The sequence below is a fragment of the Nocardioides sp. YJ-D4 genome, assembly GCF_054031495.1.
Genome location: NZ_CM132932.1, coordinates 5,721,908 through 5,746,138 on the forward strand (window position 1 = coordinate 5,721,908; position 24,231 = coordinate 5,746,138).

The following is a 24,231-nucleotide window of genomic DNA, read 5'->3' on the forward strand; positions in this document are numbered from 1 at the left end:
GCAGGTCACAGACCCATGTCCTTGGCGATGATCAGCTTCATGACCTCGGAGGTGCCGCCGTAGATGCGGTTGACGCGGTTGTCGGCGTAGAGGCGGGCGATGGGGTACTCGTTCATGTAGCCGTAGCCGCCGTGGAGCTGGAGGCAGCGGTCGATGACGCGGTGGGCGACCTCGGTGCAGAAGAGCTTGGCGGAGGCGGCCTCGGCGGCGGTGAGCGTGCCAGCATCCTCGGCCTCGATGGCGCGGTCGACCACGGCTTCGGCGGCGTCGACCTCGGCCTTGCAGGCGGCCAGCTCGAACTTGGTGTTCTGGAACGAGGCGACGGTGGTGCCGAAGACCTTGCGGTCGTGGACGTAGGCCTTGGCGAACTCGACGGCGGCCGCGGCCTGGGCGTAGGCGCCGACGGCGATGCCGAGACGCTCGACGGGGAGGTTCTGGCCAAGGTAGGAGAAGCCCTTGCCGACCTCGCCGAGCACGTCCTCGACGGGGACCTGCACGTCGGTGAAGGAGAGCTCGGCGGTGTCGGAGACCTTGAGCCCGAGCTTGTCGAGCTTGCGGCCGACCTCGTAGCCCGGGAGCGAGGTGTCGACGGCGAGCAGGGTGATCCCGCCACGGCGGTCGTCGGCGGAGGCCGGCGCGGTGCGGGCGCAGACGATCACCCGGTCGGCGTTGACGCCGCCGGTGATGAAGGTCTTGGCGCCGTTGAGGATGTAGTGCTTGCCGTCCTCGGTGAGCTTGGCATTGGTGGTCATGCCGGCGAGGTCGGAGCCGGTGCCGGGCTCGGTCATCGCGATCGCCCACATCTCCTCACCGGCGACGAAGCCGGGCATCCAGCGCTCCATCTGCTCCTTGGTGCCCAGCTTGAGGAGGTAGGGCAGGCAGAGTCCGACGTGGGTGCTCGAGCCGCCGAAGGAGACGCCGGCGCGGGCGAGCTCCTCGGTGATGACGGCGGAGTACTTGAACGACTCGATCCCGGCGCCGCCGTACTCCTCGGGCACCTGGATGCCCCACACGCCGAGCTCACCGAGCTTGAGGTAGAAGTCGTGGGGGACGATCCCGGCCTCGTACCACTCGTCGTAGACCGGGGTGACCTCCTTCTCGATGAACGAGCGGATGGTCTCGCGGAAGGACTGGTGGTCCTCGGTGTAGATGGTGCGGCGCATGATGGTGCTTTCTCCTCGGGTTCTTTCCGGTGGGGATCAGGGGCGGGCGCCGACGACGCGGAGCGCCAGGTCGGCATAGAAGTCGGCGAGGTCCTCAGGCGTCCAGGAGCCGTCGTCGCGGTACCACCGGGCCAGGTCGATGCCGAGCGAGAGCAGGGCGGTGGCGGCCTTGGCCGGGTCGGGTGTGTCGAAGTCGCCGCTGCGTACGCCTTCCTCGACGACCTCACGCATGACGGTGTCGATGGCGCGGCGCAGCCCCGCGATCTCCCGGAAGTGCTCCTCGGTCAGCGCGGCGAGCTCGTAGTTGATGACGCGGGCCGTCGTGTGGGAGCGCGCGTGGAAGAGGACATAGGTGCGTACGGCGGCCGCGACCCGCTCTGCGGGCGTGGCGTCGGCACGGGTCGCGTCGGTGACCGCCTCGAGGATCACCTCGTGGCCGCGCACCGCGATCGCGTGCAGGAGCTCCTCCTTGGAGCGGTGGTGGACGTAGACCGCGGCCGGGCTCAGTCCGGCCGCCGTGGCGATGTCGCGGGTGCTGGTGCCGTGGAACCCCTTGGCGGAGAATGCCTGGACCGCCGCGTCGAGCAGACGGGCACGGCTACGGTCGCCGCGCGCCTGGGTGCTGGTGCGTACATCGGTCATGTGGTCAGTCTGACACAAAGGTAAGTGGGCGCTTAGATTCGGCTCGCGAAAACCGTGCAAGGATGCCGACGTGAGCAAAACGTTGAAGAAGGTCCTGGTCCTCAACGGCCCCAACCTCGGTCGTCTCGGGAAGCGTCAGCCCGAGATCTACGGGCACACCACCCACGACGAGCTCGCCGCGATGTGCGTCGACTGGGGCCATGCGCTCGGCTTCGCCGTGGACGTACGTCAGACCAACCACGAGGGCGACATGGTCGACTGGCTCAACGCCGCGGCAGACAAGGGCATCCCGGTCGTGCTCAACGCCGCCGCCTGGACCCACTACTCCTACGCCATCTACGACGCCTGCGCGCAGCTGACCGCTCCGCTGGTCGAGGTGCACATCTCCGAGCCGCTCGAGCGACCCGAGGTCTTCCGGCACACCAGCGTCATCACCCCACACGCGGCCGCGGTCGTCGCGGGCAAGGGCATCGACGGCTACCACGAGGCGCTCTCGGTCATCGCCGCGAAGCTCGGCACCGCGTGACGGATTGGGTCGGCGTACGTCTGTTGACTAGGATTCTCTGAGGCCCTTCGGGCCTCACGAACATTGACAATGAAGCCTGCATCGGTGCAGGTCAAAGAGACGAAGGCTGACGGACGGTTATGGCGACGACGAACGACCTCAAGAACGGCATGGTGCTGAAGATCGAGGGCCAGCTCTGGCAGGTGGTCGAGTTCCAGCACGTGAAGCCCGGCAAGGGTCCGGCCTTCGTCCGCACCAAGCTGAAGAACGTCGAGTCGGGCAAGAACGTCGACAAGACCTTCAACGCCGGCACCAAGGTCGAGACCGCCACGGTCGACCGCCGCTCGTTCCAGTACCTCTACAACGACGGCTCGAACTTCGTCTTCATGGACGTCGCCGACTTCGACCAGGTCGAGGTGGGCCCGGAGATCATCGGCGACAGCGCGGGCTTCCTCCTGGAGAACCAGGAGGTCATCCTGGCCACCAACGAGGGTCGCGTGCTCTTCGTCGAGCTCCCGCCGTCGGTCGAGCTCGTCATCTCCTACACCGAGCCCGGTGTCATGGGTGACTCGGCCACCGGCCGCACCAAGCCCGCCACCCTGGAGACCGGCGCCGAGATCCAGGTGCCGCTCTTCATCGAGCAGGGCGAGAAGATCAAGGTCGACACCCGCGAGGGCGGTTCCTACCTCTCCCGCGTCAAGGGCTGACCTGTGGCTCACGTCGCCACCGCCCGCACCAAGGCCCGTAAGCGCGCGCTCGACCTGCTCTTCGCCGCTGAGGCCCGTGGACTCTCCGCCGGTGATCTGCTCGACCAGCAGATCCGCGAGGGTGAGGTGCCCAACAACCCCTTCACGGTCAAGCTCGTCCGTGGCGTGGTCGCCGAGTCCGAGCGCATCGACGCTCTGATCGCCGCCTTCGCCAAGGACTGGTCGCTGGCCCGGATGCCCGCGGTCGACCGCAACGTCCTCCGCCTCGGCGTCTGGGAGCTCCTCGACGGCGATGTCGCCTCCGAGGTCGCGATCAGCGAGGCCACCGCACTGGTGACCGAGCTGTCGACCGACGACTCGCCGTCCTTCGTCAACGGCGTGCTCGCCGCGGTCGCGAAGGACCTCGCCAAGGCCTGATCGGCACGAGACGTACGCCTGTCCGGGACCGTTCCGGGCAGGCGTGGCGTCATTTCGGGTGCGGCGCGACGCGTGTGTTTTCCGGTTATCGACGATTGCTTCGGTCGGGACCGTATGTTTGGACCCAAGGCTGTGATGGAGGCCGTAACCAAGCACCCGTATTCGGAGAGCGCATGACGCAGGAGAACAACCCCTACGACGAGCCGGACTCGCGCACCCGGCCGGCCGGCACACCCTCCCACTGGGTGACGCCGCCCCCGCCGAACACGGCGGGAAGGCCGGTGACGCCCCCCAGCCAGCCCCATCCGGACCCGAGTCAGGAGGCGACTCGCATCACCAACCCACAGGTCACCACGACACCCGCCCCGCCCCCTCCGGTGGCGGTGACGCCGCCACCCCCGGCCGTTCACGGGCAGGAGGTCCCCAGCGCGACCGACTTCCTCGACCGGCGCGCGGAGTCGGCCGGGTTCGGCCCTGCGACCTGGGGCTGGCGAGGAGCGATCCGCAGGATGTCCGGAGGGTTGATCAGCCCGAAGATGGGGCAGGACGAGGTCGCCTACGAGCAGGACCGGGCGATGATCCAGCGGGACTTCGACGGACCGCGCACGATCGTCTTCATCAACCCCAAGGGCGGTGCCGCCAAGACCACCGGCGTGCTCGCGGCGGGCTACACCTTCGGCACCGTACGCGGTGGCGGGATCGTGGCCTGGGACAACAACGAGACCCGCGGCACCCTCGGCATCCGTGGTATGCGGAGCACCCACCGCAACACCACCCGCGAGCTGCTCGACAACCTGGCCGCGTTCAACAACGTCTACCAGTCCCGCATCGGCGACCTCGGTGCGTTCGTACGCTCCCAGGGAGACGCCCACTTCGATGTGCTCGCCTCCGACGAGCGGCCCGATGTCACCGGCCAGATCCACGCCGACGACTTCGCGCAGGTGCACCAGCTGCTGGAGCGCTTCTACAAGGTGATCCTGGTCGACACCGGCAACAACATGCGTGCCGAGAACTGGCTGGCCGCGGCCGACACCGCCGACCTGCTGGTGGTGACCTCGACGGTGCGCGAGGACACCGGCTACAGCGGCCTGTGGATGCTCGACGCGCTCCAGGAGTCCGGCTACGCCGACCTCAAGCTGAAGACGATCACCGTGCTCTCCGACCCGTCCCCGAAAGTCGACACCAACTTGGCCCGCGACCTCACCGAGGTCTACCAGCAGCGCACCCGCGGGGTCTACCGGGTCCCGTTCGACCCGGTGCTCGTCGCGGGCTCCACGGTGCAGTACTCCCAGCTCTCGGAGGACACCAAGATGTCGTGGCTCAAGGCCTGCGCTGGGATGGCGCACGCGCTCTAGCCATCGGCCGCTAACGTCGGAGTCATGCGCGCAGTCGTCTACTCCGAGAACGGTCCCTCCTCCGCCATGCGTCTGACCGAGCGCCCGGTGCCGAAGCCCGGCCCGGGCGAGGTCCTGGTCAGACTGGTGCGGGCGGGGGTCAACCCCACCGACTGGAAGGTACGCGCCGGCCTGAGCGCAACCTTGACGACTCCCGAGGCGACCCCGGGTCAGGACGGCGCCGGCGTGATCGAGGAGATCGGCGAGGGCGTCACCGATCACGTCGTCGGTCAGCCGGTCTGGCTCTTCATGGTCCAGCACGGGCAGCCCTGGGGGACCGCGGCGGAGTACGTCACGGTGCCGTCCCACAAGGCCGTCGGGCTGGCCGAGGGTGCCTCCTACGACCTCGGCGCCTCGCTCGGCGTCCCGGCGATGACCGCCCATCGGGCGCTCACCTCCGGCACGGTGGAGCGGGTGGCCCCCGAGTCGTTCAGCGGCCTCACCATCCTGGTCCACGGCGGTGCCGGAGCGGTCGGCAACGCCGCGATCCAGCTCGCCGTGTGGGCCGGGGCGACGGTGATCACCACGGTCAGCTCCGCGGAGAAGGCGGACCTGGCGAAGGCCGCCGGGGCGCACCACATCGTCAACTACCGCGAGGGCGACCCGGCCGCCGCGATCCGCGAGATCGCACCCGACGGCGTCGACCAGATCGTCGAGGTCGCTCCGGCAGTCAACAACGACCTGGACCGCGCGGTCATCGCCAAGCGCGGCACGATCGCGATCTACGCCAACAACGGCGGCGACGAGCTCACCATGCCGCTGCGTGCCACTTTCTCGCTCAACCTGCGCTACCAGTTCATCCAGCTCTACGGCATCGAGGAGGCGCAGATCCAGGCCGCGGCCGACGACGTCGCCGCCGCCGTCGCGGCAGGGGCGCTGCGGGTCGGCCCGGAGGGCGGCGTACCCCTTCACCACTACCGGCTCGAGGAGACCGCCGCCGCCCACGACGCGGTCGAGGCGGGGGCCGTCGGGAAAGTGCTGATCGACCTGGAGTGAGGATAAGGTTGGCCCGATCCTTTAACGAGCCGTCCCGTGAGGCGGAGAAGGAGACCACAACCTTGTCTGATGCCCTGCAAGAGCCGTCGACCGATGGTCGCGTCGTGCTCGATGCCCGTGACATCTCCCGGGCGCTGACCCGGATCTCCCACGAGATCCTGGAGCGCAACCGCGACGCGGAAGACCTGGTGCTGCTGGGTCTGCACACCCGCGGGGTGCCGCTGGCCAAGCGGATCGCCGCACGGATCGAGGCCGCCGAAGGGCACCCGGTCGCCCACGGCGCGCTCGACGTGACGATGTACCGCGACGACCTGCGCACCCACCCGACCCGCGCTCCGCACCACACCGATATCCCGCCGGGCGGCATCGACGGCAAGACCGTGGTGCTGGTCGACGACGTGCTCTTCTCGGGCCGCACCGTCCGCGCCGCGCTCGACGCCCTGGCAGACTACGGCCGCCCTGCCGTCGTACGTCTGGCCGTTCTCGTCGACCGCGGCCACCGGCAGCTGCCGATCCGGGCCGACCACGTCGGCAAGAACCTCCCCACCGCCCGCTCCGAGCGGGTCGGGCTGCGCCTGGAGGAGATCGACGGCATCGACGAGGTACGCATCGTGGAGCTCGAGGGGGTTCCGGCATGACAAAGCATCTGCTGTCCATCGACGACGTGAGCGCGGAGGAGATCCAGCAGCTCTTCGCGACCGCCGCCGAGATGCACGACGTCCAGAAGCGTGAGGTCAAGAAGCTCCCGGCGCTGCGCGGGCGTACGGTGATCAACCTCTTCTTCGAGGACTCGACCCGCACCCGGTCTTCGTTCGAGATCGCGGGGAAGTGGCTCTCGGCCGACGTGATCAACCTGTCGGCGAAGGGCTCCTCGACCTCGAAGGGGGAGTCGCTGCGCGACACCGTGCTGACCGTGACCGCGATGGGCGTCGACGGCCTGGTGATGCGTCACTCGGCCTCCGGCGCGGCCCATCAGGTCGCCGGCTGGCTCGACATCCCCGTGATCAACGCCGGCGACGGGATGCACGAGCACCCGACCCAGGCTCTACTCGACGGCTACACGCTCCAGCGCCAGCTCGGCGGGCCCGGCTCCTTGGAGGGCAAGCGGATCGCGATCGTCGGCGACCTGACCCACTCGCGGGTGTTCCGGTCCAACGTGAAGTCGCTGACCAAGCTCGGAGCCTCCGTGGTCGCCGTCGCCCCGCCCACGCTGATGCCCTCGGGCATCGCCGAGTGGGCCAAGGCGGACGGCTTCGCCACCTCCTACTCGCTCGACGACGTGCTGCCGGAGGTCGACGCGGTGATGATGCTGCGCGTCCAGCGGGAGCGGATGAGCGGCGGCTACTTCCCGACGTCGAGAGAGTACACCGTCGGCTACGGGCTCACCCGTCAGCGGCTCGGAATGCTGCGCGAGGGCGCGCCGATCCTGCACCCGGGGCCGATGAACCGTGGCCTGGAGATCTCTCCTGAGGCCGCCGATGCCGCCTCCTCGCGGATCCTCGACCAGGTCTCGGCCGGGGTCGCGATCCGGATGTCCGTCCTCTACCACCTGCTTGCCGGCGAGGAGTCCGCATGAGCCTGTTGATCAAGGGAGTCTCCGTCCTCGGGGCCGAGCCGACCGATGTCCACGTCGACGGGGGAGTGATCCGAGAGATCGGCACGCTGTCCGCGACCGTCGACGAGGTGGTCGACGCCTCCGGGCTCGTCCTCCTCCCGGGGCTGGTCGACCTGCACACCCACCTGCGTCAGCCGGGCCGCGAGGACGCCGAGACGGTCGCCTCGGGCGCGGCGGCGGCTGCCGCCGGCGGCTACACCGCCGTACTGGCGATGGCCAACACCTCGCCCGTCACCGACACGGCCGAGGCCGCGGTCTCGGTGTGGGACCTCGGCCGCGAGGCCGGTCTGGCCGACGTGTTCCCGGTCGGTGCGGTGACGAAGGGCCTGGCCGGCGAGGAGCTCGCCGAGCTGTCCCTGATGAACCGCTCCCGGGCGGGCGTCAAGGTCTTCTCCGACGACGGCCGCTGCGTCTCGGACCCGAGGGTGATGCGACGGGCGCTGGAGTACGTCAAGGCGTTCGGCGGCGTGATCTCCCAGCACTCCCAGGACCCGTCGCTGGCGCCCTACGGCTCGGCCTGCTGCCACGAGGGCGAGCTCTCCGGCCGGCTCGGTCTGCCCGGCTGGCCGGGAGTCGCGGAGGAGGTCATCGTCGCCCGCGACGTGATGCTCGCCCGCCACACCGGCTCGCGCGTGCACGTCGCCCACGCCTCGACCGCAGGCACCGTCGAGGTGCTGCGCTGGGCGAAGGCGCAGGCGGAGAAGGACGGCAGCTGGGCGGTCACCGCGGAGGTCACCCCGCACCACCTGCTGCTGACGACCGACCTGCTCGCCGGCTACGACCCGACCTTCAAGGTCAACCCGCCCCTGCGCCCTGCCGAGGACGTCGAGGCCCTGAGGGCGGCGCTGGCCGACGGCACCATCGACGCGGTCGCCACCGACCACGCCCCGCACGCTCGACAGGACAAGGAGCACGCCTTCGTCGACGCGGCCTTCGGGATGCTCGGGCTCGAGGAGGCGCTCTCGGTCGTCTCGACCGTCATGGTCTCCTCGGGTCTGCTGGACTGGGCCGGCGTCGCCCGGGTCATGTCCGCGACCCCGGCCCGGATCGCCGGCCTCGAGGAGCACGGGCGTCCGATCGCGGTCGGCGAGCCGGCCAACCTGGCTCTGGTCGACCCGGCCGCGACCTACGTCGTGGATCGCGACCGTTCGCTCTCGCTCTCCCGCAACAACCCCTGGCACGACCGCAAGCTCACCGGCCGCGTCGTCGCCACCTACCTGCGGGGGAAGCAGACCTACGCCGGTTAGGCTCCACCGCCATGACCGACGTCTCCGACAAGCTCGCGCAGTGGCGGGCCTACACCGCGACCCCGTGGGGCCGGATCCGCTACACCGTGGTCGAGGAGGTTCTCCGGCGCCAGTGTGCGGACCTGGGAGATGGGCTGCGGATCCTCGACGTCGGCGGCGGGGACGGGATGGACGCGCTGCCGCTGGCACTGGCCGGTCACGACGTCACGATCCTCGACCCGTCGGAGTCCTGGCTGGCGGAGGCGAAGCGTCGGGCAGTAGAGGCGGGCACGTCGCTGACCACGCTCGTCGGCGGTCTCGACGACCTGCCCGACGGGGAGTGGGACCTGATCCTTTGCCACTTCGTGCTGCACTACCGCCCAGCCGAGGCCGGAGACGTACGCCGCCTCGCGGCTGCTGTGCGCCCGGGCGGCCGTGTCTCGGTGATGGTCCCCAACCCCGCGAGCATGGTGCTGCGCCAGCTGGTCACGGGCGGTCCCGAGGCGGCGCTCGCCGAGCTGCGTGCGGAGGTCAAGCGGGCCGTGACCTTCGACCATGACGTACGCAAGGTGCCGATGGCTGATCTCGAGGCCGAGGTCGTCTCCGCGGGGCTGGAGATCACCGGCCGCTTCGGCACCAGGATCGCGAACGACCTGCTCACCGACGACGCCGCCAAGAACGATCCCGCCTACTTCGACCGTCTCCTCGAGCTCGAGCGCGAGCTGTGCGACCAGGAGCCGTTCGTACGTATCGCCGGGATGTACCAGCTCGTCGCGGAGCGACCGGGCTAGGCTCGGAACGTGGATAACCTCGAGCGCGTCTACAAGATGCCCTTCGGCTCCGTCTACCCGCACTATGTGACGAAGGTGGAGAGGAAGGGCCGGACCACGGCCGAGCTGCACCAGGTGATCACCTGGCTGACCGGCTTCGACGACGACGCGATCGCGAAGCACGTCGAGGCGGGGACGAGCTTCGAGGAGTTCTTCGCCGCGGCCGACCTCAACCCCAGCTCGGAGCTGATCACCGGGGTGGTCTGTGGCGTTCGGGTCCAGGAGATCGAGGACCCGGTCATGCGGCAGGTGCGTTACCTCGACAAGCTCGTCGACGAGCTGGCCAAGGGCAAGGCGATGGAGAAGATCCTGCGCGGATAATCGGTTGGACGTCGCAGGCGTCGGCCGCGTACTCTTTACTCATCATGAAGATCCTGCGCTGACCTCCGACCTGCGCCCGAGGCACATGCCCGGCGGGTCGTCCTCGAACCCGAAGGCCAGCGCTCTCATGTCATCTTCCATCGTCTCCGGACCGATCGTCGTCCGCGACCTCTCCGTCTCCTTCCGCAGCGGCTCCGTCCTCGCCGGGATAGACCTCACCGTCTCCCCGGGCGAGCGGATCGCGCTCGTGGGGGAGAACGGCGCCGGCAAGTCCACGTTGCTCCGCGCTATCGCACACCGGCTCCCGCGCACCGCCCAACGCACAGGCACGCTCGAGGCACCCGACGACCTCGTCTGGCTGCCGCAGGAGCCGCCGTTCCGCGACGCGGCGAGCATCGAGGACGTGCTCGCCACCACCCTGCGTCCGCTGCGGGAGGCGGTCGCGACGGTCGAGACGCTGGCCGACCGTCTCGACGACCCCGAGGTCGCCGAGACGTACGCGAGCGCGCTCGACTTCGCGGTGGCCCACGACGCATGGGACGCCGACAGGCGGGCGATCTTGGCCGCCGAGCGTCTCGGCCTCAGCGGCCTGGACCGTGAGCGTCCGATCAGCACGCTCTCCGGCGGGCAGCGGACCAGACTGGCGCTGGCGACCGCGATCACGCGCCGGCCCGACGCACTGCTGCTCGACGAGCCGACCAACCACCTCGACGACGAGGCGGTCGCGGTGCTGGGGGAGTTCCTGCGTGACCTCCCCGGCGTCGTGCTGATGGCCTCCCACGATCGAGTCTTCCTCGACGAGGTCGCCACCGGCCTCTTCGATCTCGACCCGACGGCCTTCGGGACCGACGGCGCCGGCGGGCGCCTCTTCGGGGGCGGCTGGAGCGCCTACGAGGAGGCACGGCAGGCCGCTCGCGAGCGGTGGGAGCAGACGTACGCAGAGCAGCAGGACGAGCTCAAGCGTCTCCGCACCGCGACCAAAATCGGCAACGACGCGATCGCCCACAACCGCGGCCCGACCGACAACGACAAGTTCATCTACAAGTTCAAGGGCAGCAACGTCGAACGCACCGTCGCCCGCCGCAAGAAGGATGCCAACCGCCGGCTGGAGGAGGCCGAGGAGGCACAGGTACGCAAGCCACCGCCGCCCCTGCGGCTCAACGCCGCGCTGTCGGCTACCGGCGCGAGCGGGAGGATGGTCGTCGTACGCGACCTGGTGGTCGAGGAGCGGGTCAGCCTGCCGGTCCTGGACATCATGGCGGGGGAGCACCTGCTGATCACCGGACCCAACGGCAGCGGCAAGTCCACGCTGCTCGGAGTGATCTCCGGGCGTGTGAAGCCGACCTCGGGCGAGGTCCAGGTCAGCGCCCGTCACGTCGAGGAGCTCACCCAGGACCCGCAGTTCGGGGACCTGCGCCGCAAGGTCGCCGACGTCTACCTGGAGTCGGTGGGGGAGGTGCTGGCGACCCAGGTGCCGCTACGTGACCTGGGCCTGGTCCACCCGCGCGACCTCAACCGGCCCGTCGGCGCGCTGAGCGTCGGCCAGCGCCGGCGGCTCGACCTGGCGATCGCCATCGCCACCGGCCCGGACCTGCTGCTTCTCGACGAGCCCACCAACCACATCTCGCTCACTCTGGCGGGCGAGCTGGAGGAGGCGATCGGGGTCACCCCGGGCACCATCGTCGTCGCCTCTCACGACCGCTGGCTGCGGCGGCGCTGGTCGGGTCAGGAGCACCGTCTCGTGCGCTGAGGCGCCGCGGGCGGGCCACTTGCGGACGAAACCCTGTGGATGAGCAGAGTTATCCACAGGCGCCGAGATCGTCGTTGTCCTCATCGACACGCCATGGTGACTTTGACCCATGACCGACAAGATTCCGTACGCTCCAGTCCTCCGCACCCAGGCCGACGTCGAGGCCGCCTGGCGACACCTGATCAACCCCCCTCGGCTGGCCCGAGCCCCGGTTGTGGTTCATGTTGGTCGATCCCGACGGGGTGCCGTTCCCGCAGCTGTGTCAGATCGAGGGGCTGCCGGTGGAGATCGCCGATGACGGTGCCGCCAACCTGGCCACGATGCTGCGCGACCTGGTCGATGCGCACGGCTTCGACCGGGTCGAGCTCCTGCTGTGCCGGCCGGGCGGCGGCCCACCGAGCCTGTCGGACCGGAAGAACGCCGCCCGTCTCTACGGGGCGTGTGCGGTGGCGGCGGTGCCGGTCGATGTCATCCACCTCGCGACCGACCAAGACTTCTGGCCGGTCCCGCTGGACGCGCTCGGCGAGCTCAGAACTCCAGCGTGACCTTCGTGTCGCCGAGCTCGCGCGAGACGATGCTGTCGAACTCCGCCGAGGCGGCCTCACGCTCGACGAGGTCACGCAGCGCGTGGTCGATCGCAGCCTGGTTGGTCGTCGTCCCGGCGATCTTTCTCGCCTCGGCCAACAGCTCCGCGTCGATGCTGATCGACGTCTCTGTCATTGCGTACCCCCGCACGGAAACCTGGATGAAACATCGAAACGCTAGCGGTGCACAACCATGCAACGCAATGACCTGCGACAACCGTCACATCGTGTCGCACTCACCTGACGCCACGCTTGGCCGGGCTGTCGGTGCTCGCCTCTATGGTCCACAGCCATGAGCCCGGAAGACCGACTGCTGACCGACATCACGATCATGGTGGACTCGATCGAGCCGATGGACGACGTCGAGAGCGGCCACATCGCCGACGCGTCAGCGTGGTTGTGCGTGACCAACGACGTGTTCCGGCGCACCACCGCTCCGACCGCGCCGGCCAAGCACCTGGTCTCCTACTTCCTTCTCGTCGACCCGGTGAGCGGCCACATCCTGCTGGGCGACCACCGCAAGTCGGGGCTGTGGCTGCCACCAGGAGGCCACGTCGAGCCAAGTGAGAATCCCGCCGACACCGTGCGTCGCGAGTGCCTCGAAGAACTGGGAGTCGAGGCGCGGTTCCACCCCGACGTCGGCCCATGCCCGTTGTTCATCACCGTCACCACGACTCGGCCCGACCGCCCGGATCCGCACACCGACGTCAGCCTCTGGTTCGTCCTCGCCCACGACCACCGAGTCCCGTTGGTGCCGGACGAGCGGGAGTACGCCGGTGTGCGCTGGTGGACGCCCTCCGAGATCCGCGCTGTGGATGTGCGGCTCTTCGACCCCCACATGGGTCGGGTGCTCGACAAGCTGAAGACTGCCGGACTCTGAGGCCTCACTCAGGACCGCTCAGTTCCTGCTGGAGACGTTCGACGCTCGGGAGGCTAGCCAGCAGTTGATACTCGGCTATTCCGAGCGGCTGCATTGAACCGCGCAGCGAGTACTCCGCGACGACCTGATTGCGGCTCTGGCACAGCAGAATGCCAATCGTCGGGGCATCGTCGGGATGCGCCATCTCCCCATCGACCGCCGCCAGATAGAAGTTGAGCTGCCCCAGATGCTCGGGCCTGAACTTGCCGGCCTTGAGTTCGATGACGACGTAGCAGCGCAGCCTGAGGTGATAGAAGAGCAGGTCGATGAAGAAGTCCTCCCCGCCGACCTCGAGAGACACCTGGCGCCCGACGTACGCGAACCCGACTCCGAGTTCGACCAAGAACTGGGTGACGTGGTCGACGAGCGCCTGTTCGATGTCCCGCTCGCGGGCCTCCCCTCCGACTCCGAGAAACTCGAAGTTGTAGGGGTCCTTGACGATCTCTCGAGCGAGATCCGAGGCCTCGGGTGGAAGCGTACGCTCGAAGTTGCTGATCGCACGTCCGGAGCGCTCCAGAGTGCGGCCCTCGATGTGTAGCGACATCACGCTGCGTGACCAGCCATGTTCAACTGCTGCGGCGGCGTATGCCAGGCGTGGCTCGGCATCGTCGAACTTGTCGAGGAGCACCTGATGGTGCGCCCATGGGATTTGTGCAGCAGGCTGCTGCACAAATTCAGGGTCAGGCCAAGCCATGGCGAACGCGCGCATGTACGCGAGGTTGCGCTTCGACAGCCCGGTCATGTCAGGAAATGCGATGCGAAGATCCTGGGAGATCCGCTCGATCACCTTCGCTCCCCAGCCTTGGGTTTCTTGGCGGTCGGCAATCTCACGCCCGATCTGCCAGTAGAGGGCGAGAAGCTCGGTGTTGACGGCGAATGCGGCGCGCTGCCGGGCGGCGCGGATCCGCTCCTTCAGGTCGCCAAGCCATTCCGCGTAGCCATCGGGCAGCGAAAAGTCGTGGGTCATAGTCGATCTCCTTGGAGGCGTACGAATCACCGCCTGCGATTGCAGGCGGTACGTTCGCCGCTCCTGGAGGCGCCTGTGGCGCTATTACTTACCCTCGCGACTGGCGGCCCCTTCTCGCAGACCTGGCTGGCCCGGTACTTCGGAGTTATCGCCTGAGTTGCCTTGATTAGATCATCTGTTCGTCGGCGGGGACAGGAGGCGCGGCCCGGGCGCGGCGGTCGACGACTCGCAGCGCATCAGGTTGGCGGGCGGAGCCGGCCATGGTGCGGACCAGGTGAGCGGCGTCTGCCAGCGGCATTCCGACAGCCGTGACGTACAGCGGCCTTGTCGAGGTTCCGCGGAGGACGGGCTCGGCGTGGGTGGCGGCGCGGAAGCTGGTCTTGGCGACTCCGATGACCGCCGGCGCGAGCCCCGCGTCCCAGACATGCCACCCCAGGCCGGGCCGTCCTGTCGGGTCGAGGTCGACGTAGCCGTCGACGACGAGTACGTCGAGCGGGTCGGCGTCGGCGAGGAGAGCCGTCAGGGCGGGCAGCTCTCGCTCGTAGAACCTGCCAGGGGCGTAATCGGCGACGGTACCGAGCCAAGCCGTACGTTCCTCGATGATCGCGCCGAACTCGGGTTCGTCACTCACCACCAGGGCGGCATGCCCCCCACCGGATGGTGGGTAATGGACGTCGGTCGCCCCGAACCTGGTCGTCACGGTCACAGAATAGGGCGACCGAGTGGAACACCGGTGAGTCGCGCATCAAGCACATGCCAGGATGGAGTCGAGAAGGACCGATGTGGGTCCGTGAACGCAAGGGTTAGAGATGACGGACGCAGCGTGGTACCCGGACCCGACCGGACAGGCCGAGCTTCGCTACTACGACGGGAGCCAGTGGACGGAGCACGTTTCCACGGGCGGGCAGCAGTCGACGGCGCCCCTGACGCCGCCTCAGGCCACTGTGGAGCAGGAGGCGCCGACGCAGGTCGGGTCGGCGCAGGCGGTGCAGGCCGCGTACGGCGAGAGCGCCCAGGCGCAGCCGGCCCAGGCCGCGTCCGCCCAGTACGGCCAGCAGGGCGCCCAGTACGGGCAGCAGGCCGCGCAACCCCAGCCCACGGGCGACCCGTTCGCCGGGATCTCGGGCGACCTGATCGACGGCCGTTTCGCCGAGATCGAGGGCAGCGGAGCGGTGCTGCAGAACAAGAAGCTCCTGCGCGTGCGCGTCGGGGAGCCGTTCCAGGCGCGCCAGGGCTCGATGGTGGCCTATCAGGGCAACGTGCAGTTCAAGTACCAGGGCGGCGGCGTGGGGAAGTTCCTCAAGAAGGCCGTCACCGGTGAGGGCCTCAGCCTGATGGGTGTCGAGGGTCAGGGCGACGTCTTCCTGGCCGACGCGGCCAAGGAGGTCCACATCCTCCACCTGAACAACTCGGGCATCTCGATCAACGGCGACCACGTGCTCGCCTTCTCCAACAGCCTGCAGTGGAACATCGAGCGGGTCCAGGGTGCCGGGATGCTCACCGGCGGCCTCTTCAACACGACCCTGCGCGGCTCCGGCTGGGTCGCGGTCACCACCGAGGGCGACCCGGTGGTCCTCAACGCAGGCGAGGCGCCCACCTTCACCGACACCAACGCGGTCGTCGGCTGGTCGCTCGGCCTCCAGACCAGCCTGCAGAAGTCGTTCACCGCCGGTGCGCTCATCGGCCGGGGCAGCGGCGAGGCGTTCCAGGTCGCCTTCCATGGCGCCGGCTTCGTCATCGTCCAGCCGTCCGAGGGCGGGGTCGTGCCGCCCCACTCGCACAACTGAGCCCGACCACAGCTGGCCGAATGCCGCGTACGTCACAGTGCTGGCGTACGCGGCGGACGCCAACTGCCGTCAACCGGCATCTGCTTGATACTGTCACCAGCAAGTTGACCGACATCCTTTAAGCACCGTCCCGTGAGGCGGAGAAGGAGGTACGGCGTGCCGCTGCATGCCCACAAAGAAGCACTCCTCGTACTCGAGGATGGTCGATCGTTCCGGGGGGAGTCGTTCGGTGCCGAGGGTGAGACCTTCGGCGAGGCGGTCTTCTCCACCGGTATGACGGGCTACCAGGAGACGCTGACCGACCCGAGCTACCACCAGCAGGTGGTCGTGATGACCGCCCCGCACGTCGGCAACACCGGCGTGAACGACGAGGACCCAGAGTCCCGTCGGATCTGGGTGGCCGGATACGTCGTACGCGACCCAGCCCGGGTCCCCTCCAACTGGCGCGCCCAGCGCACCCTCGACGACGAGCTCCGCGACCAGTCCGTCGTGGGCATCGCGGGCATCGACACCCGCGCCCTGACCCGCCACCTGCGTGAGCGCGGCGCGATGCGCGTCGGGATCTCGACGATCGAGACCGACCCCGAGGTCCTGCTCGAGAAGGTGCTCGCCTCCGCCGAGATGAGCGGTGCGAACCTCTCCGACGCGGTCAGCACCACCGAGGCGTACGTCGTCCCCGCCAAGGGCGAGAAGCGGTTCACCGTCGCGGCCCTCGACCTGGGCATCAAGGAGATGACCCCGGAGCGGATGGCCGAGCGCGGCATCGAGGTCCACGTCCTCCCGGCGACCGCGTCCCTCGAGGACGTCCTCGCCACCAAGCCGGACGGGCTCTTCTACTCCAACGGCCCCGGCGACCCCGCCGCGACCACCGGCCAGGTCGAGCTGCTCAAGGCGGCGCTGGCCGAGAACATCCCCTACTTCGGGATCTGCTTCGGCAACCAGCTCTTCGGCCGCGCGCTCGGTTTCGGGACGTACAAGCTGAAGTACGGTCACCGCGGGATCAACCAGCCGGTCATGGACCTCACCACCCGCAAGGTCGAGGTGACCGCCCACAACCACGGCTTCGCCGTCGACGCGCCGATCGGTGAGGAGACGAAGACCGAATACGGCATCGCGACCGTCTCCCACGTCAACCTCAACGACGACTGCGTCGAGGGCCTCGAGCTCAAGGACGCCGAGACCGGGAAGCTCAAGGGCTTCTCCGTCCAGTACCACCCGGAGGCAGCGGCCGGCCCGCACGATGCCGCCTACCTCTTCGACCGGTTCATCTCTCTCATGGCGAAGGAGGTCTGAGCGATGCCCAAGCGCGAGGACATCAAGTCCGTGCTCGTGATCGGCTCCGGGCCGATCGTCATCGGCCAGGCCTGCGAGTTCGACTACTCCGGCACCCAGGCCTGTCGCGTGCTGCGCGAGGAGGGGATCCGTGTCGTCCTGGTCAACTCCAACCCGGCCACGATCATGACCGACCCGGAGTTCGCCGACGCGACCTACGTCGAGCCGATCACCCCGGAGTTCGTCGAGAAGGTCATCGCCAAGGAGCGCCCCGACGCGCTCCTGGCCACCCTCGGCGGCCAGACCGCCCTCAACTGCGCGGTGGCGCTGGACGAGCGCGGGATCCTGGAGAAGTACGACGTCGAGCTGATCGGCGCGAGCATCGATGCCATCCAGCGCGGTGAGAACCGTGAGGAGTTCAAGAAGATCGTCGCCGAGCTCGGCGGCGAGAGCGCCAAGTCGGTCATCTGCCACAGCATCGACGACCTGCTCGCGGGCGCCGAGGAGCTCGGCTACCCCGTGGTCATCCGGCCGAGCTTCACCATGGGTGGCTCGGGCTCTGGCTTCGCGTACAACGAGACCGAGCTGCGGCGCCTGGGTGGCGCCGGCCTCGCGGCCAGCCCCACCACCGAGGTGCTCCTGGAGGAGTCCATCCTCGGCTGGAAGGAGTACGAGCTCGAGGTCATGCGCGACCGCAAGGACAACTCGGTCATCGTCTGCTCGATCGAGAACCTCGACCCGATGGGCGTGCACACCGGCGACTCGATCACCGTCGCCCCGGCGCTGACGCTGACCGACCGCGAGTACCAGAAGCTGCGCGACCTGGCGATCGGCATCATCCGCGCCGTCGGCGTGGACACCGGCGGCTGCAACATCCAGTACGCCGTCAACCCGGCCGACGGCCGGATCATCGTCATCGAGATGAACCCCCGCGTCTCGCGGTCCTCGGCGCTGGCCTCCAAGGCGACCGGCTACCCGATCGCCAAGATCGCCGCGAAGGTCGCGATCGGCTACACCCTCGACGAGATCGAGAACGACATCACCGCCGGGCCGAACGGCTCCACCGCCGCCTCGTTCGAGCCGACCCTCGACTACGTCGTGGTCAAGGTCCCGCGCTTCGCCTTCGAGAAGTTCCCGGGCGCCGACACGACCCTGACCACCCACATGAAGAGCGTGGGCGAGGCGATGGCGATCGGCCGCAACTTCACCGAGGCCCTGCAGAAGGCGCTGCGCAGCCTGGAGAAGCCCGAGGCGGTCTTCGACTGGACCCAGGAGGTCGTCGAGCTCGACAAGCCCGCGCTGCTGGAGGAGATCAAGGTCCCCACCGACGGCCGGCTCAAGCGGGTCATGGACGCGATCCGCTCCGGCGCGACGCCGGAGGAGATCTTCGAGAGCACCAGGATCGACCCCTGGTTCGTCGACCAGCTCTTCCTGATCAACGAGATCGCCCAGGAGATCATCGCGGCACCCGAGCTGACCGCCGACGTGCTCCGCTACGCCAAGCGCCACGGCTTCTCCGACTACCAGCTCGGCAAGATGCGCGGCATGACGGCCGACGTGGTCCGAGGCGTACGCCACGCGCTGAACATCCGCCCGGTCTACAAGACGGTCGACACCTGTGCGGCCGAGTTCGAGGCGCGTACGCCCTACCACTACTCCTCCTACGACGAGGAGACCGAGGTCGCGCCCCGGGAGAAGGAAGCCGTGATCATCCTCGGCTCCGGACCCAACCGGATCGGGCAGGGGATCGAGTTCGACTACTCCTGCGTGCACGCCTCCCTCGCACTGAGCGAGGCCGGCTACGAGACCGTGATGGTCAACTGCAACCCCGAGACGGTGAGCACCGACTACGACACCTCCGACCGGCTCTACTTCGAGCCGCTCACCCTGGAGGACGTGCTCGAGATCGTCCACGCCGAGCAGCAGGCCGGACCGGTGGTCGGGGTCATCTGCCAGCTCGGTGGCCAGACCCCGCTGGGTCTCGCGCAGGCGCTCAAGGACAACGGCGTGCCGATCGTCGGCACCAGCCCGGAGGCCATCCACCTCGCCGAGGAGCGCGGTGCCTTCGGCCGGGTGCTCCACAAGGCCGGTCTGGTCGCGCCGAAGCACGGTATGGCCACCACGTTCAACGAGGCCCGCGAGATCGCCGCGGAGATCGGCTACCCGGTCCTGGTGCGTCCCTCCTACGTCCTCGGCGGCCGCGGCATGCAGATCGTCTACGACGACGAGGCGCTGCGCTCCTACATCGAGGCCGCGACCGAGGTCACCCCGGACAAGCCGGTGATGGTCGACAAGTTCGTCGACGACGCGGTCGAGATCGACGTCGACGCCCTCTACGACGGCACCGAGCTGTTCCTGGGCGGCGTCATGGAGCACATCGAGGAGGCCGGGATCCACTCCGGTGACTCCTCCTGCGCGCTGCCGCCGATCACCCTCGGCGCCGCCGAGGTCGAGCGCATCCGCGTGGCCACCCTGGCGATCGCCGAAGGCGTCGGCGTACGCGGCCTGCTCAACATCCAGTACGCGCTCGGCTCCGACGTGCTCTACGTCATCGAGGCCAACCCGCGCGCCTCCCGCACCGTCCCGTTCGTCTCCAAGGCGACCGCGACCCCGCTGGCCAAGGCCGCGGCGCGGGTGATGCTCGGCGAGTCGATCGCGGACCTGCGTACGGCCGGCGTGCTCCCGGCGACCGGCGACGGCGGGGCACTGCCGCCGAACCAGCCGATCGCGGTCAAGGAAGCGGTCATGCCGTTCAACCGGTTCCGCACCCCGGAGGGTCAGCAGGTCGACACCGTGCTCGGCCCGGAGATGAAGTCGACCGGCGAGGTCATGGGGCTCGACTCCGACTTCGGTCGCGCCTTCGCCAAGAGCCAGGCCGGTGCGTTCGGTCCGCTGCCGACCCAGGGCCGCATCTTCGTCTCGATGGCCAACCGCGACAAGCGCACCATGATCTTCCCGATCAAGGTGCTTGCCGACCACGGCTTCGAGATCTTCGCGACCGAGGGCACCGCCGAGGTGCTGCGCCGCAACGGTGTGCCCTCGCGGCTGATGCGCAAGCACTCCGAGGGCACCGGGCCCGATGGCGAGAAGACCACCGTCCAGCGGATCCTCGACGGCGAGGTCGACCTGGTCATCAACACGCCCAACGGCACCTCCAACGCCAAGTCCGCCCGGATGGACGGCTACGAGATCCGCACCGCCGCGGTGATGGCCAACATCGCCTGCATCACCACGGTCCAGGGCCTCGGCGCCGCCGTGCAGGGCATCGAGGCGCTGCGGCGCGGTGAGATCGACGTACGCAGCCTGCAGGAGTGGCGCGACGTCGTCGGCCACCACGACGGCGGGGTGTCGTCGAAGTGAAGGCCTACCGGACCCTGTTCGACAAGGTGCTGACGAAGACGGATCCGGAGCGTGCCCACCAGCAGGCGTTCGCCGCGATCCGCGCGGCCGGCCCGGCGCTGTCCAGGACACGTACGCCGGGATCCCCGGTGCACGCGATGGGGCTCACCTTCCCGAACGCGATCGGCCTGGCCGCGGGCTTCGACAAGAACGCGGTCGGGATCGACGCGCTGGGCGGGCTCGGCTTCGGGCACGTGGAGATCGGCACGGTCACGGGGGAGGGGCAGCCGGGCAACCCGGCACCGCGCCTCTTCCGGCTGCCCGCCGACCGCGCCGTGATCAACCGGATGGGCTTCAACAACGACGGCGCCGAGGCGGTCGCCGCTCGGCTGGCGAGCCGTCTGGAGCGCCGTGGCACGGCCGCCGGCGGGCCGATCCTCGGCATCAACATCGGCAAGACCAAGCTCGTGTCCGAGGACGACCAGTCGGCCGTCGAGGCCGACTACGCCAAGTCGGCCCGGCTGCTGGCTCCCTACGCCGACTACCTGGTGGTCAACGTCTCCTCGCCCAACACGCCCGGCCTGCGCAGCCTGCAGTCGGTCGAGAAGCTGCAGCCGCTGCTGGAGCATGTCCGTTCCATCGCCGACCAGGTCACCAAGCACCGAGTCCCGCTGCTGGTCAAGATCGCCCCCGACCTGGCCGACTCCGACGTCGTCGAGGTCGCCGACCTGGCCAGCGCGATCGGCCTGGACGGGATCATCGCGACCAACACCACCATCGGCCGCGAGCACCTCGCCTCGGCGCCCGCCGAGATCACCGCGGCCGGTGCCGGCGGACTCTCCGGCGCCCCGCTCAAGGCGCGCGCGCTCGACGTCCTGCGGCTCCTCCGCAGCCGGGTCAGCCCCGAGATGACGCTGGTCGGTGTGGGTGGCATCGCCACCGTCGAGGACGCCCGCGAGCGTCTCGCCGCGGGTGCCGACCTGCTCCAGGGCTACACCGGGTTCATCTACGAAGGTCCCGGCTACGCCCGCCGGATCGCGAACGGAGTCCGCTGATGAGCTTCGGTGCCCGCTACGTCGCTGCTCTCGCCGAGCGGGGGCGGCTCTGTGCCGGGATCGACCCGCACGCCTCGCTGCTCCTCGACTGGGGCCTCAACGACGACCTCGCCGGCCTGGAGAGGTTCGCTCTGACCGCGGTCGAGGGCCTGGCCCCATACGTCCCGGTCGTCAAGCCGCAGAGCGCCTTCTACGAGCGTTTCGGCTCGCGTGGCGTCGCGGTGCTGGAGCGGGTCATCGCCGAGTCGAAGGCGGCCGGCGCGCTGGTGCTCCTCGACATCAAGCGCGGCGACATCGGCTCCACCAGCCAGGCGTACGCCGACGCCTACCTCGATCCCGCGAGCCCGCTCGGCAGCGACGCGGTGACCGTGAGCCCCTATCTGGGCTTCGGCTCGCTGACCCCGTTCGTCGAGACGGCCACCAAGTTCGACGCCGGGCTCTTCGTGCTCGCCCTGACCTCCAACAAGGAGGGCCCCGAGGTGCAGCACGCGACGGTCGAGGACGGCCGCAGCGTCGGCCGGGTCATGCTCGACCACCTGCGCCGGCTGAACGACGCCGAGACCCCGCTGGGCTCCTTCGGCGCGGTCGTGGGTGCGACGATCGACGGCGCGGACGGTGCGGGCGTGGCGTACGACTTCGGGTTCAACGGCCCGATCCTGGCGCCGGGCTTCGGTGAGCAGGGCGGCACCCCGGGCGACCTCGCCCGGATCTTCGGTGCCGCCAACGCCAACGTGGTCGCCAGCACGAGCCGTGGACTGCTGCGCAAGGGTCCGGACGTGGCCGCGCTGCGCGACGAGGCCCTGAGGCTGCGAGACGAGCTCGGCTGAGACACTGGCGCCATGACCAGTCTCCGGATGGCCGCCCAGCTCCTCGTCCTGCCGATCCTCGCCACGGGCCTGAGCTCGTGCGGTGATCCGATCGACGACTACTGCGAGTCCCTCAGGGGCCACCAGGAGCAGCTGACGAACACCCTGGGCGAGGACGGCACTGGCGGGCTGATCGCCGCCCTGCCGATCTTCGAGGACCTCGAGCGCAATGCGCCCGACGACATCGCGAAGGACTGGAAGACGCTGACGGGGGCGATCTCGGGGCTCAGCGCGGCTCTGGAGGACGCCGGCGTCTCGGCCGACGACTTCGAGAACGGTGAGCCGCCCGAGGGCGTCAGCGACGCCGAGGCGAAGAAGATCGCCGACGCGGCCACGAAGGTGAGCAGCACGGAGACGCAGGAGGCGTCCGTACGCGTCCAGCAGCAGGCCCGGGACGTCTGTCACACGTCCTTGACCCTGTGAACCGAATGGACACCAGTTAGGCGACCCCGATTGCCGCCCCGGCAACGTAATGGCTAGATTGGCGCGAGCGCTTACTTTCAGCGCTCAGCCGGGGGGCACGATCCCTGTACCGCGCGACCCGGTTGCCCTGTCGACTACACATTTGATCGTGAAAGGGAGTCTTCGTGGCTCTGCCTCCGGACATCACCCCTGAACAGCGCGCTGCCGCGCTCGTCAAAGCCGCGGCCTCGCGCCAGGAGAGGGCTGCTGTCAAGAACAAGGTCCGCACTGGCGGCATGTCCGTCCTCGAGGTCATCGAGGAAGGGAAGAAGAACGAGGTCGTCGGCAAGATGAAGGTCATCGACCTGCTGACCTCCCACCCCGGCCTCGGTGAGGTGCGGGCAACCCAGATGATGGAGCGTCTCGGCATCGCGATGAGCCGCCGTGTGCAGGGCCTCGGCCCCAAGCAGGTGGCCGCGCTGGTCGAGGAGTTCGCTCGCCGATGAGTCTGATGACGGACGAGAAGACCCCGGCCGGTGCCGGCGATGGCCACGAGAAGCGACTGGTCGTCCTGGCCGGTCCGACCGCGGTCGGCAAGGGCACCGTCTCCGCGGCGGTGCGCGACGACCACCCCGAGGTCTTCTTGTCCGTCTCGGCGACGACCCGCAAGCCACGTGCTGGCGAGGTCCACGGTGTGCACTACCTGTTCGTCTCCGACGAGGAGTTCGACGCCATGATCGCCGGTGGCGAGCTGCTGGAGTGGGCCACGGTCCACAACATGGCCCGCTACGGCACCCCTCGCGGTCCCGTCGACAAGGCGCTGGCCGAGGGACGCCCGGCGATGCTCGAGATCGACCTGCAGGGCGCCCGGCTCGTGCGCGAGACCATGCCCGAGGCGATCTTCGTCTTCCTGGCCCCGCCGAGCTGGGAAGAGCTCGTCCGCCGGCTGGTCGGTCGAGGCACCGAGACCGAGGCCGAGCGGGAGCGCCGCCTGGAGACCGCGCGGGTCGAACTGGCGGCGGAGAAGGAGTTCGACGTGACGATCGTGAACCACGAAGTTCATCAGGCAGCCGATGAGTTGGTAACCTTGATGACGCTCGGGCTTCCGAGCAAGAAATCCGACCAAGCCGACAAGTGAGGCTCACGTGGCTGCCCCTCAGATCGACGCCCAGGGCGTGACCAACCCCTCGATCGACGACCTGCTGACGAAGACCGACAGCAAGTACAAGCTGGTTCTCTACAGCGCCCAGCGGGCTCGCCAGATCAACGCCTACTACTCCCAGCTCGGCGAAGGCCTCCTCGAGTACGTCGGCCCGCTGGTCGACACCCACGTTCAGGAGAAGCCCCTCTCGATCGCGCTGCGCGAGATCAACGAGGACCTGCTGACCTGCGAGGACATCGACCCGGCCGAGCTGGCCGCCCAGGCTGCGGCTCAGGCTGCCGCTGCCGAGGCGCCTGCCGGCGACGCCTGATC

The 24,231-nt window shown here is 68.9% G+C and carries 27 protein-coding genes; 22 read left to right on the forward strand and 5 right to left on the reverse strand.

Annotation, left to right across the window (positions count from 1 at the left end; genetic code table 11):
* Window positions 1-5 precede the first annotated feature (5 nt).
* Together ACW14X_RS27330 and ACW14X_RS27335 are read right to left on the reverse strand one after the other, a co-directional pair.
* Window positions 6-1,163, reverse strand: coding sequence for an acyl-CoA dehydrogenase family protein (locus tag ACW14X_RS27330; protein WP_160022940.1), 1,158 nt, complete (start codon window positions 1,161-1,163; stop codon window positions 6-8).
* A 36-nt stretch (window positions 1,164-1,199) separates the two neighbouring features.
* The gene (locus ACW14X_RS27335) at window positions 1,200-1,805 is read right to left on the reverse strand and encodes a TetR/AcrR family transcriptional regulator (RefSeq protein ID WP_160022942.1); all 606 of its coding nucleotides are present in this window, start codon (window positions 1,803-1,805) and stop codon (window positions 1,200-1,202) included.
* Between the two features lie 70 nt (window positions 1,806-1,875).
* Here ACW14X_RS27335 and ACW14X_RS27340 point away from each other — a divergent pair, with 70 nt between their 5' ends.
* The 12 genes from ACW14X_RS27340 to ACW14X_RS27395 all read left to right on the forward strand — a co-directional run bounded on the left by ACW14X_RS27340 (window position 1,876) and on the right by ACW14X_RS27395 (window position 12,111).
* Window positions 1,876-2,331, forward strand: coding sequence for a type II 3-dehydroquinate dehydratase (locus ACW14X_RS27340; RefSeq protein ID WP_350842594.1), 456 nt, complete (start codon window positions 1,876-1,878; stop codon window positions 2,329-2,331).
* 119 nt (window positions 2,332-2,450) lie between these two features.
* Window positions 2,451-3,017, forward strand: coding sequence for an elongation factor P (efp, locus tag ACW14X_RS27345; RefSeq protein WP_160022946.1), 567 nt, complete (start codon window positions 2,451-2,453; stop codon window positions 3,015-3,017).
* A gap of 3 nt (window positions 3,018-3,020) precedes the next feature.
* Window positions 3,021-3,434 carry a transcription antitermination factor NusB gene (nusB, locus tag ACW14X_RS27350; protein ID WP_160022948.1) on the forward strand — a complete coding sequence of 138 codons (414 nt, stop codon included), beginning with the start codon at window positions 3,021-3,023 and terminating at the stop codon, window positions 3,432-3,434.
* Window positions 3,435-3,607: 173 nt separating this feature from the next.
* Complete coding sequence (locus ACW14X_RS27355; RefSeq protein ID WP_201450998.1) at window positions 3,608-4,789, forward strand: MinD/ParA family ATP-binding protein; 1,182 nt, start codon at window positions 3,608-3,610, stop codon at window positions 4,787-4,789.
* Window positions 4,790-4,813: 24 nt separating this feature from the next.
* A complete protein-coding gene (locus tag ACW14X_RS27360; RefSeq protein ID WP_457163958.1) occupies window positions 4,814-5,824 on the forward strand; it encodes an NADPH:quinone reductase in 1,011 nt (336 codons plus the stop codon).
* A 62-nt stretch (window positions 5,825-5,886) separates the two neighbouring features.
* Entirely contained in the window at window positions 5,887-6,462 is a 576-nt protein-coding gene (gene pyrR / locus ACW14X_RS27365) for a bifunctional pyr operon transcriptional regulator/uracil phosphoribosyltransferase PyrR (protein ID WP_350842598.1), read from the forward strand.
* The gene (locus tag ACW14X_RS27370; protein WP_350842600.1) at window positions 6,459-7,400 is read left to right on the forward strand and encodes an aspartate carbamoyltransferase catalytic subunit; all 942 of its coding nucleotides are present in this window, start codon (window positions 6,459-6,461) and stop codon (window positions 7,398-7,400) included. Before pyrR ends, ACW14X_RS27370 begins: the two co-directional genes overlap by 4 nt.
* Window positions 7,397-8,686 (forward strand): dihydroorotase, encoded by a 1,290-nt coding sequence (locus ACW14X_RS27375; RefSeq protein ID WP_350842602.1) that lies wholly within the window; start codon window positions 7,397-7,399, stop codon window positions 8,684-8,686. Before ACW14X_RS27370 ends, ACW14X_RS27375 begins: the two co-directional genes overlap by 4 nt.
* 11 nt (window positions 8,687-8,697) lie before the next feature.
* A complete protein-coding gene (locus tag ACW14X_RS27380) occupies window positions 8,698-9,456 on the forward strand; it encodes a methyltransferase domain-containing protein (protein ID WP_457163959.1) in 759 nt (252 codons plus the stop codon).
* A gap of 9 nt (window positions 9,457-9,465) precedes the next feature.
* A complete protein-coding gene (locus ACW14X_RS27385; RefSeq protein ID WP_400463805.1) occupies window positions 9,466-9,816 on the forward strand; it encodes a DUF2200 domain-containing protein in 351 nt (116 codons plus the stop codon).
* A 127-nt stretch (window positions 9,817-9,943) separates the two neighbouring features.
* Window positions 9,944-11,566 (forward strand): ABC-F family ATP-binding cassette domain-containing protein, encoded by a 1,623-nt coding sequence (locus ACW14X_RS27390; protein WP_457163960.1) that lies wholly within the window; start codon window positions 9,944-9,946, stop codon window positions 11,564-11,566.
* Between the two features lie 221 nt (window positions 11,567-11,787).
* Window positions 11,788-12,111 carry a hypothetical protein gene (locus ACW14X_RS27395; protein ID WP_457163961.1) on the forward strand — a complete coding sequence of 108 codons (324 nt, stop codon included), beginning with the start codon at window positions 11,788-11,790 and terminating at the stop codon, window positions 12,109-12,111.
* Here the strand turns inward: ACW14X_RS27395 and ACW14X_RS27400 are convergent.
* A complete protein-coding gene (locus tag ACW14X_RS27400) occupies window positions 12,095-12,286 on the reverse strand; it encodes a type II toxin-antitoxin system VapB family antitoxin (RefSeq protein WP_160022966.1) in 192 nt (63 codons plus the stop codon). The two genes, ACW14X_RS27395 and ACW14X_RS27400, sit on opposite strands and share 17 nt — an antisense overlap.
* A 156-nt stretch (window positions 12,287-12,442) precedes the next feature.
* On the opposite strand from ACW14X_RS27400, the gene ACW14X_RS27405 reads away from it, so the two are divergent.
* Entirely contained in the window at window positions 12,443-13,030 is a 588-nt protein-coding gene (locus ACW14X_RS27405) for an NUDIX hydrolase (RefSeq protein ID WP_457163962.1), read from the forward strand.
* A 4-nt stretch (window positions 13,031-13,034) separates the two neighbouring features.
* Here the strand turns inward: ACW14X_RS27405 and ACW14X_RS27410 are convergent, their stop codons facing one another.
* Together ACW14X_RS27410 and ACW14X_RS27415 are read right to left on the reverse strand one after the other, a co-directional pair.
* On the reverse strand, window positions 13,035-14,036 hold the full coding sequence (locus ACW14X_RS27410) for a PDDEXK nuclease domain-containing protein (RefSeq protein WP_457163963.1): 1,002 nt from the start codon (window positions 14,034-14,036) through the stop codon (window positions 13,035-13,037).
* Window positions 14,037-14,202: 166 nt separating this feature from the next.
* On the reverse strand, window positions 14,203-14,736 hold the full coding sequence (locus ACW14X_RS27415; protein WP_457163964.1) for an endonuclease V: 534 nt from the start codon (window positions 14,734-14,736) through the stop codon (window positions 14,203-14,205).
* A gap of 109 nt (window positions 14,737-14,845) precedes the next feature.
* Between ACW14X_RS27415 and ACW14X_RS27420 the strand changes: the two genes are divergently transcribed.
* The 9 genes from ACW14X_RS27420 to rpoZ all read left to right on the forward strand — a co-directional run bounded on the left by ACW14X_RS27420 (window position 14,846) and on the right by rpoZ (window position 24,229).
* The gene (locus ACW14X_RS27420; RefSeq protein WP_160022972.1) at window positions 14,846-15,823 is read left to right on the forward strand and encodes an AIM24 family protein; all 978 of its coding nucleotides are present in this window, start codon (window positions 14,846-14,848) and stop codon (window positions 15,821-15,823) included.
* A gap of 156 nt (window positions 15,824-15,979) precedes the next feature.
* Window positions 15,980-17,116: a glutamine-hydrolyzing carbamoyl-phosphate synthase small subunit gene (carA, locus tag ACW14X_RS27425; RefSeq protein ID WP_457163965.1), complete on the forward strand. Its 1,137-nt coding sequence runs from the start codon at window positions 15,980-15,982 to the stop codon at window positions 17,114-17,116.
* A gap of 3 nt (window positions 17,117-17,119) precedes the next feature.
* Window positions 17,120-20,455 carry a carbamoyl-phosphate synthase large subunit gene (gene carB / locus ACW14X_RS27430; RefSeq protein ID WP_160022976.1) on the forward strand — a complete coding sequence of 1,112 codons (3,336 nt, stop codon included), beginning with the start codon at window positions 17,120-17,122 and terminating at the stop codon, window positions 20,453-20,455.
* Entirely contained in the window at window positions 20,452-21,489 is a 1,038-nt protein-coding gene (locus ACW14X_RS27435) for a quinone-dependent dihydroorotate dehydrogenase (RefSeq protein ID WP_457163966.1), read from the forward strand. The genes carB and ACW14X_RS27435 overlap by 4 nt, the downstream gene beginning before the upstream one ends.
* Entirely contained in the window at window positions 21,489-22,316 is an 828-nt protein-coding gene (gene pyrF, locus ACW14X_RS27440) for an orotidine-5'-phosphate decarboxylase (RefSeq protein WP_160022980.1), read from the forward strand. The genes ACW14X_RS27435 and pyrF overlap by 1 nt, the downstream gene beginning before the upstream one ends.
* A gap of 12 nt (window positions 22,317-22,328) precedes the next feature.
* Window positions 22,329-22,778 carry a hypothetical protein gene (locus ACW14X_RS27445; RefSeq protein WP_457163967.1) on the forward strand — a complete coding sequence of 150 codons (450 nt, stop codon included), beginning with the start codon at window positions 22,329-22,331 and terminating at the stop codon, window positions 22,776-22,778.
* 164 nt (window positions 22,779-22,942) lie between these two features.
* On the forward strand, window positions 22,943-23,263 hold the full coding sequence (gene mihF, locus ACW14X_RS27450; RefSeq protein ID WP_168381123.1) for an integration host factor, actinobacterial type: 321 nt from the start codon (window positions 22,943-22,945) through the stop codon (window positions 23,261-23,263).
* Window positions 23,260-23,895: a guanylate kinase gene (gmk, locus tag ACW14X_RS27455; protein ID WP_350715059.1), complete on the forward strand. Its 636-nt coding sequence runs from the start codon at window positions 23,260-23,262 to the stop codon at window positions 23,893-23,895. Before mihF ends, gmk begins: the two co-directional genes overlap by 4 nt.
* Window positions 23,896-23,902: 7 nt before the next feature.
* Window positions 23,903-24,229, forward strand: a complete 327-nt coding sequence (gene rpoZ, locus ACW14X_RS27460; RefSeq protein WP_160022984.1) for a DNA-directed RNA polymerase subunit omega — start codon at window positions 23,903-23,905, stop codon at window positions 24,227-24,229.
* Window positions 24,230-24,231: the final 2 nt, after the last annotated feature.

Bases quoted from the DNA above. Each gene is read 5' to 3' on its own strand.
- pyrF (WP_160022980.1), top strand. From the start codon at position 21,489: ATGAGCTTCGGTGCCCGCTACGTCGCTGCTCTCGCCGAGCGGGGGCGG.
- ACW14X_RS27360 (WP_457163958.1), top strand. From the start codon at position 4,814: ATGCGCGCAGTCGTCTACTCCGAGAACGGTCCCTCCTCCGCCATGCGT.
- ACW14X_RS27400 (WP_160022966.1), bottom strand. From the start codon at position 12,286: ATGACAGAGACGTCGATCAGCATCGACGCGGAGCTGTTGGCCGAGGCG.
- ACW14X_RS27330 (WP_160022940.1), bottom strand. From the start codon at position 1,163: ATGCGCCGCACCATCTACACCGAGGACCACCAGTCCTTCCGCGAGACC.
- efp (WP_160022946.1), top strand. From the start codon at position 2,451: ATGGCGACGACGAACGACCTCAAGAACGGCATGGTGCTGAAGATCGAG.
- ACW14X_RS27380 (WP_457163959.1), top strand. From the start codon at position 8,698: ATGACCGACGTCTCCGACAAGCTCGCGCAGTGGCGGGCCTACACCGCG.
- ACW14X_RS27390 (WP_457163960.1), top strand. From the start codon at position 9,944: ATGTCATCTTCCATCGTCTCCGGACCGATCGTCGTCCGCGACCTCTCC.
- ACW14X_RS27335 (WP_160022942.1), bottom strand. From the start codon at position 1,805: ATGACCGATGTACGCACCAGCACCCAGGCGCGCGGCGACCGTAGCCGT.
- ACW14X_RS27410 (WP_457163963.1), bottom strand. From the start codon at position 14,036: ATGACCCACGACTTTTCGCTGCCCGATGGCTACGCGGAATGGCTTGGC.
- ACW14X_RS27405 (WP_457163962.1), top strand. From the start codon at position 12,443: ATGAGCCCGGAAGACCGACTGCTGACCGACATCACGATCATGGTGGAC.
- gmk (WP_350715059.1), top strand. From the start codon at position 23,260: ATGAGTCTGATGACGGACGAGAAGACCCCGGCCGGTGCCGGCGATGGC.
- ACW14X_RS27370 (WP_350842600.1), top strand. From the start codon at position 6,459: ATGACAAAGCATCTGCTGTCCATCGACGACGTGAGCGCGGAGGAGATC.
- ACW14X_RS27355 (WP_201450998.1), top strand. From the start codon at position 3,608: ATGACGCAGGAGAACAACCCCTACGACGAGCCGGACTCGCGCACCCGG.
- carB (WP_160022976.1), top strand. From the start codon at position 17,120: ATGCCCAAGCGCGAGGACATCAAGTCCGTGCTCGTGATCGGCTCCGGG.
- ACW14X_RS27445 (WP_457163967.1), top strand. From the start codon at position 22,329: ATGACCAGTCTCCGGATGGCCGCCCAGCTCCTCGTCCTGCCGATCCTC.
- ACW14X_RS27395 (WP_457163961.1), top strand. From the start codon at position 11,788: ATGTTGGTCGATCCCGACGGGGTGCCGTTCCCGCAGCTGTGTCAGATC.
- ACW14X_RS27375 (WP_350842602.1), top strand. From the start codon at position 7,397: ATGAGCCTGTTGATCAAGGGAGTCTCCGTCCTCGGGGCCGAGCCGACC.
- ACW14X_RS27420 (WP_160022972.1), top strand. From the start codon at position 14,846: ATGACGGACGCAGCGTGGTACCCGGACCCGACCGGACAGGCCGAGCTT.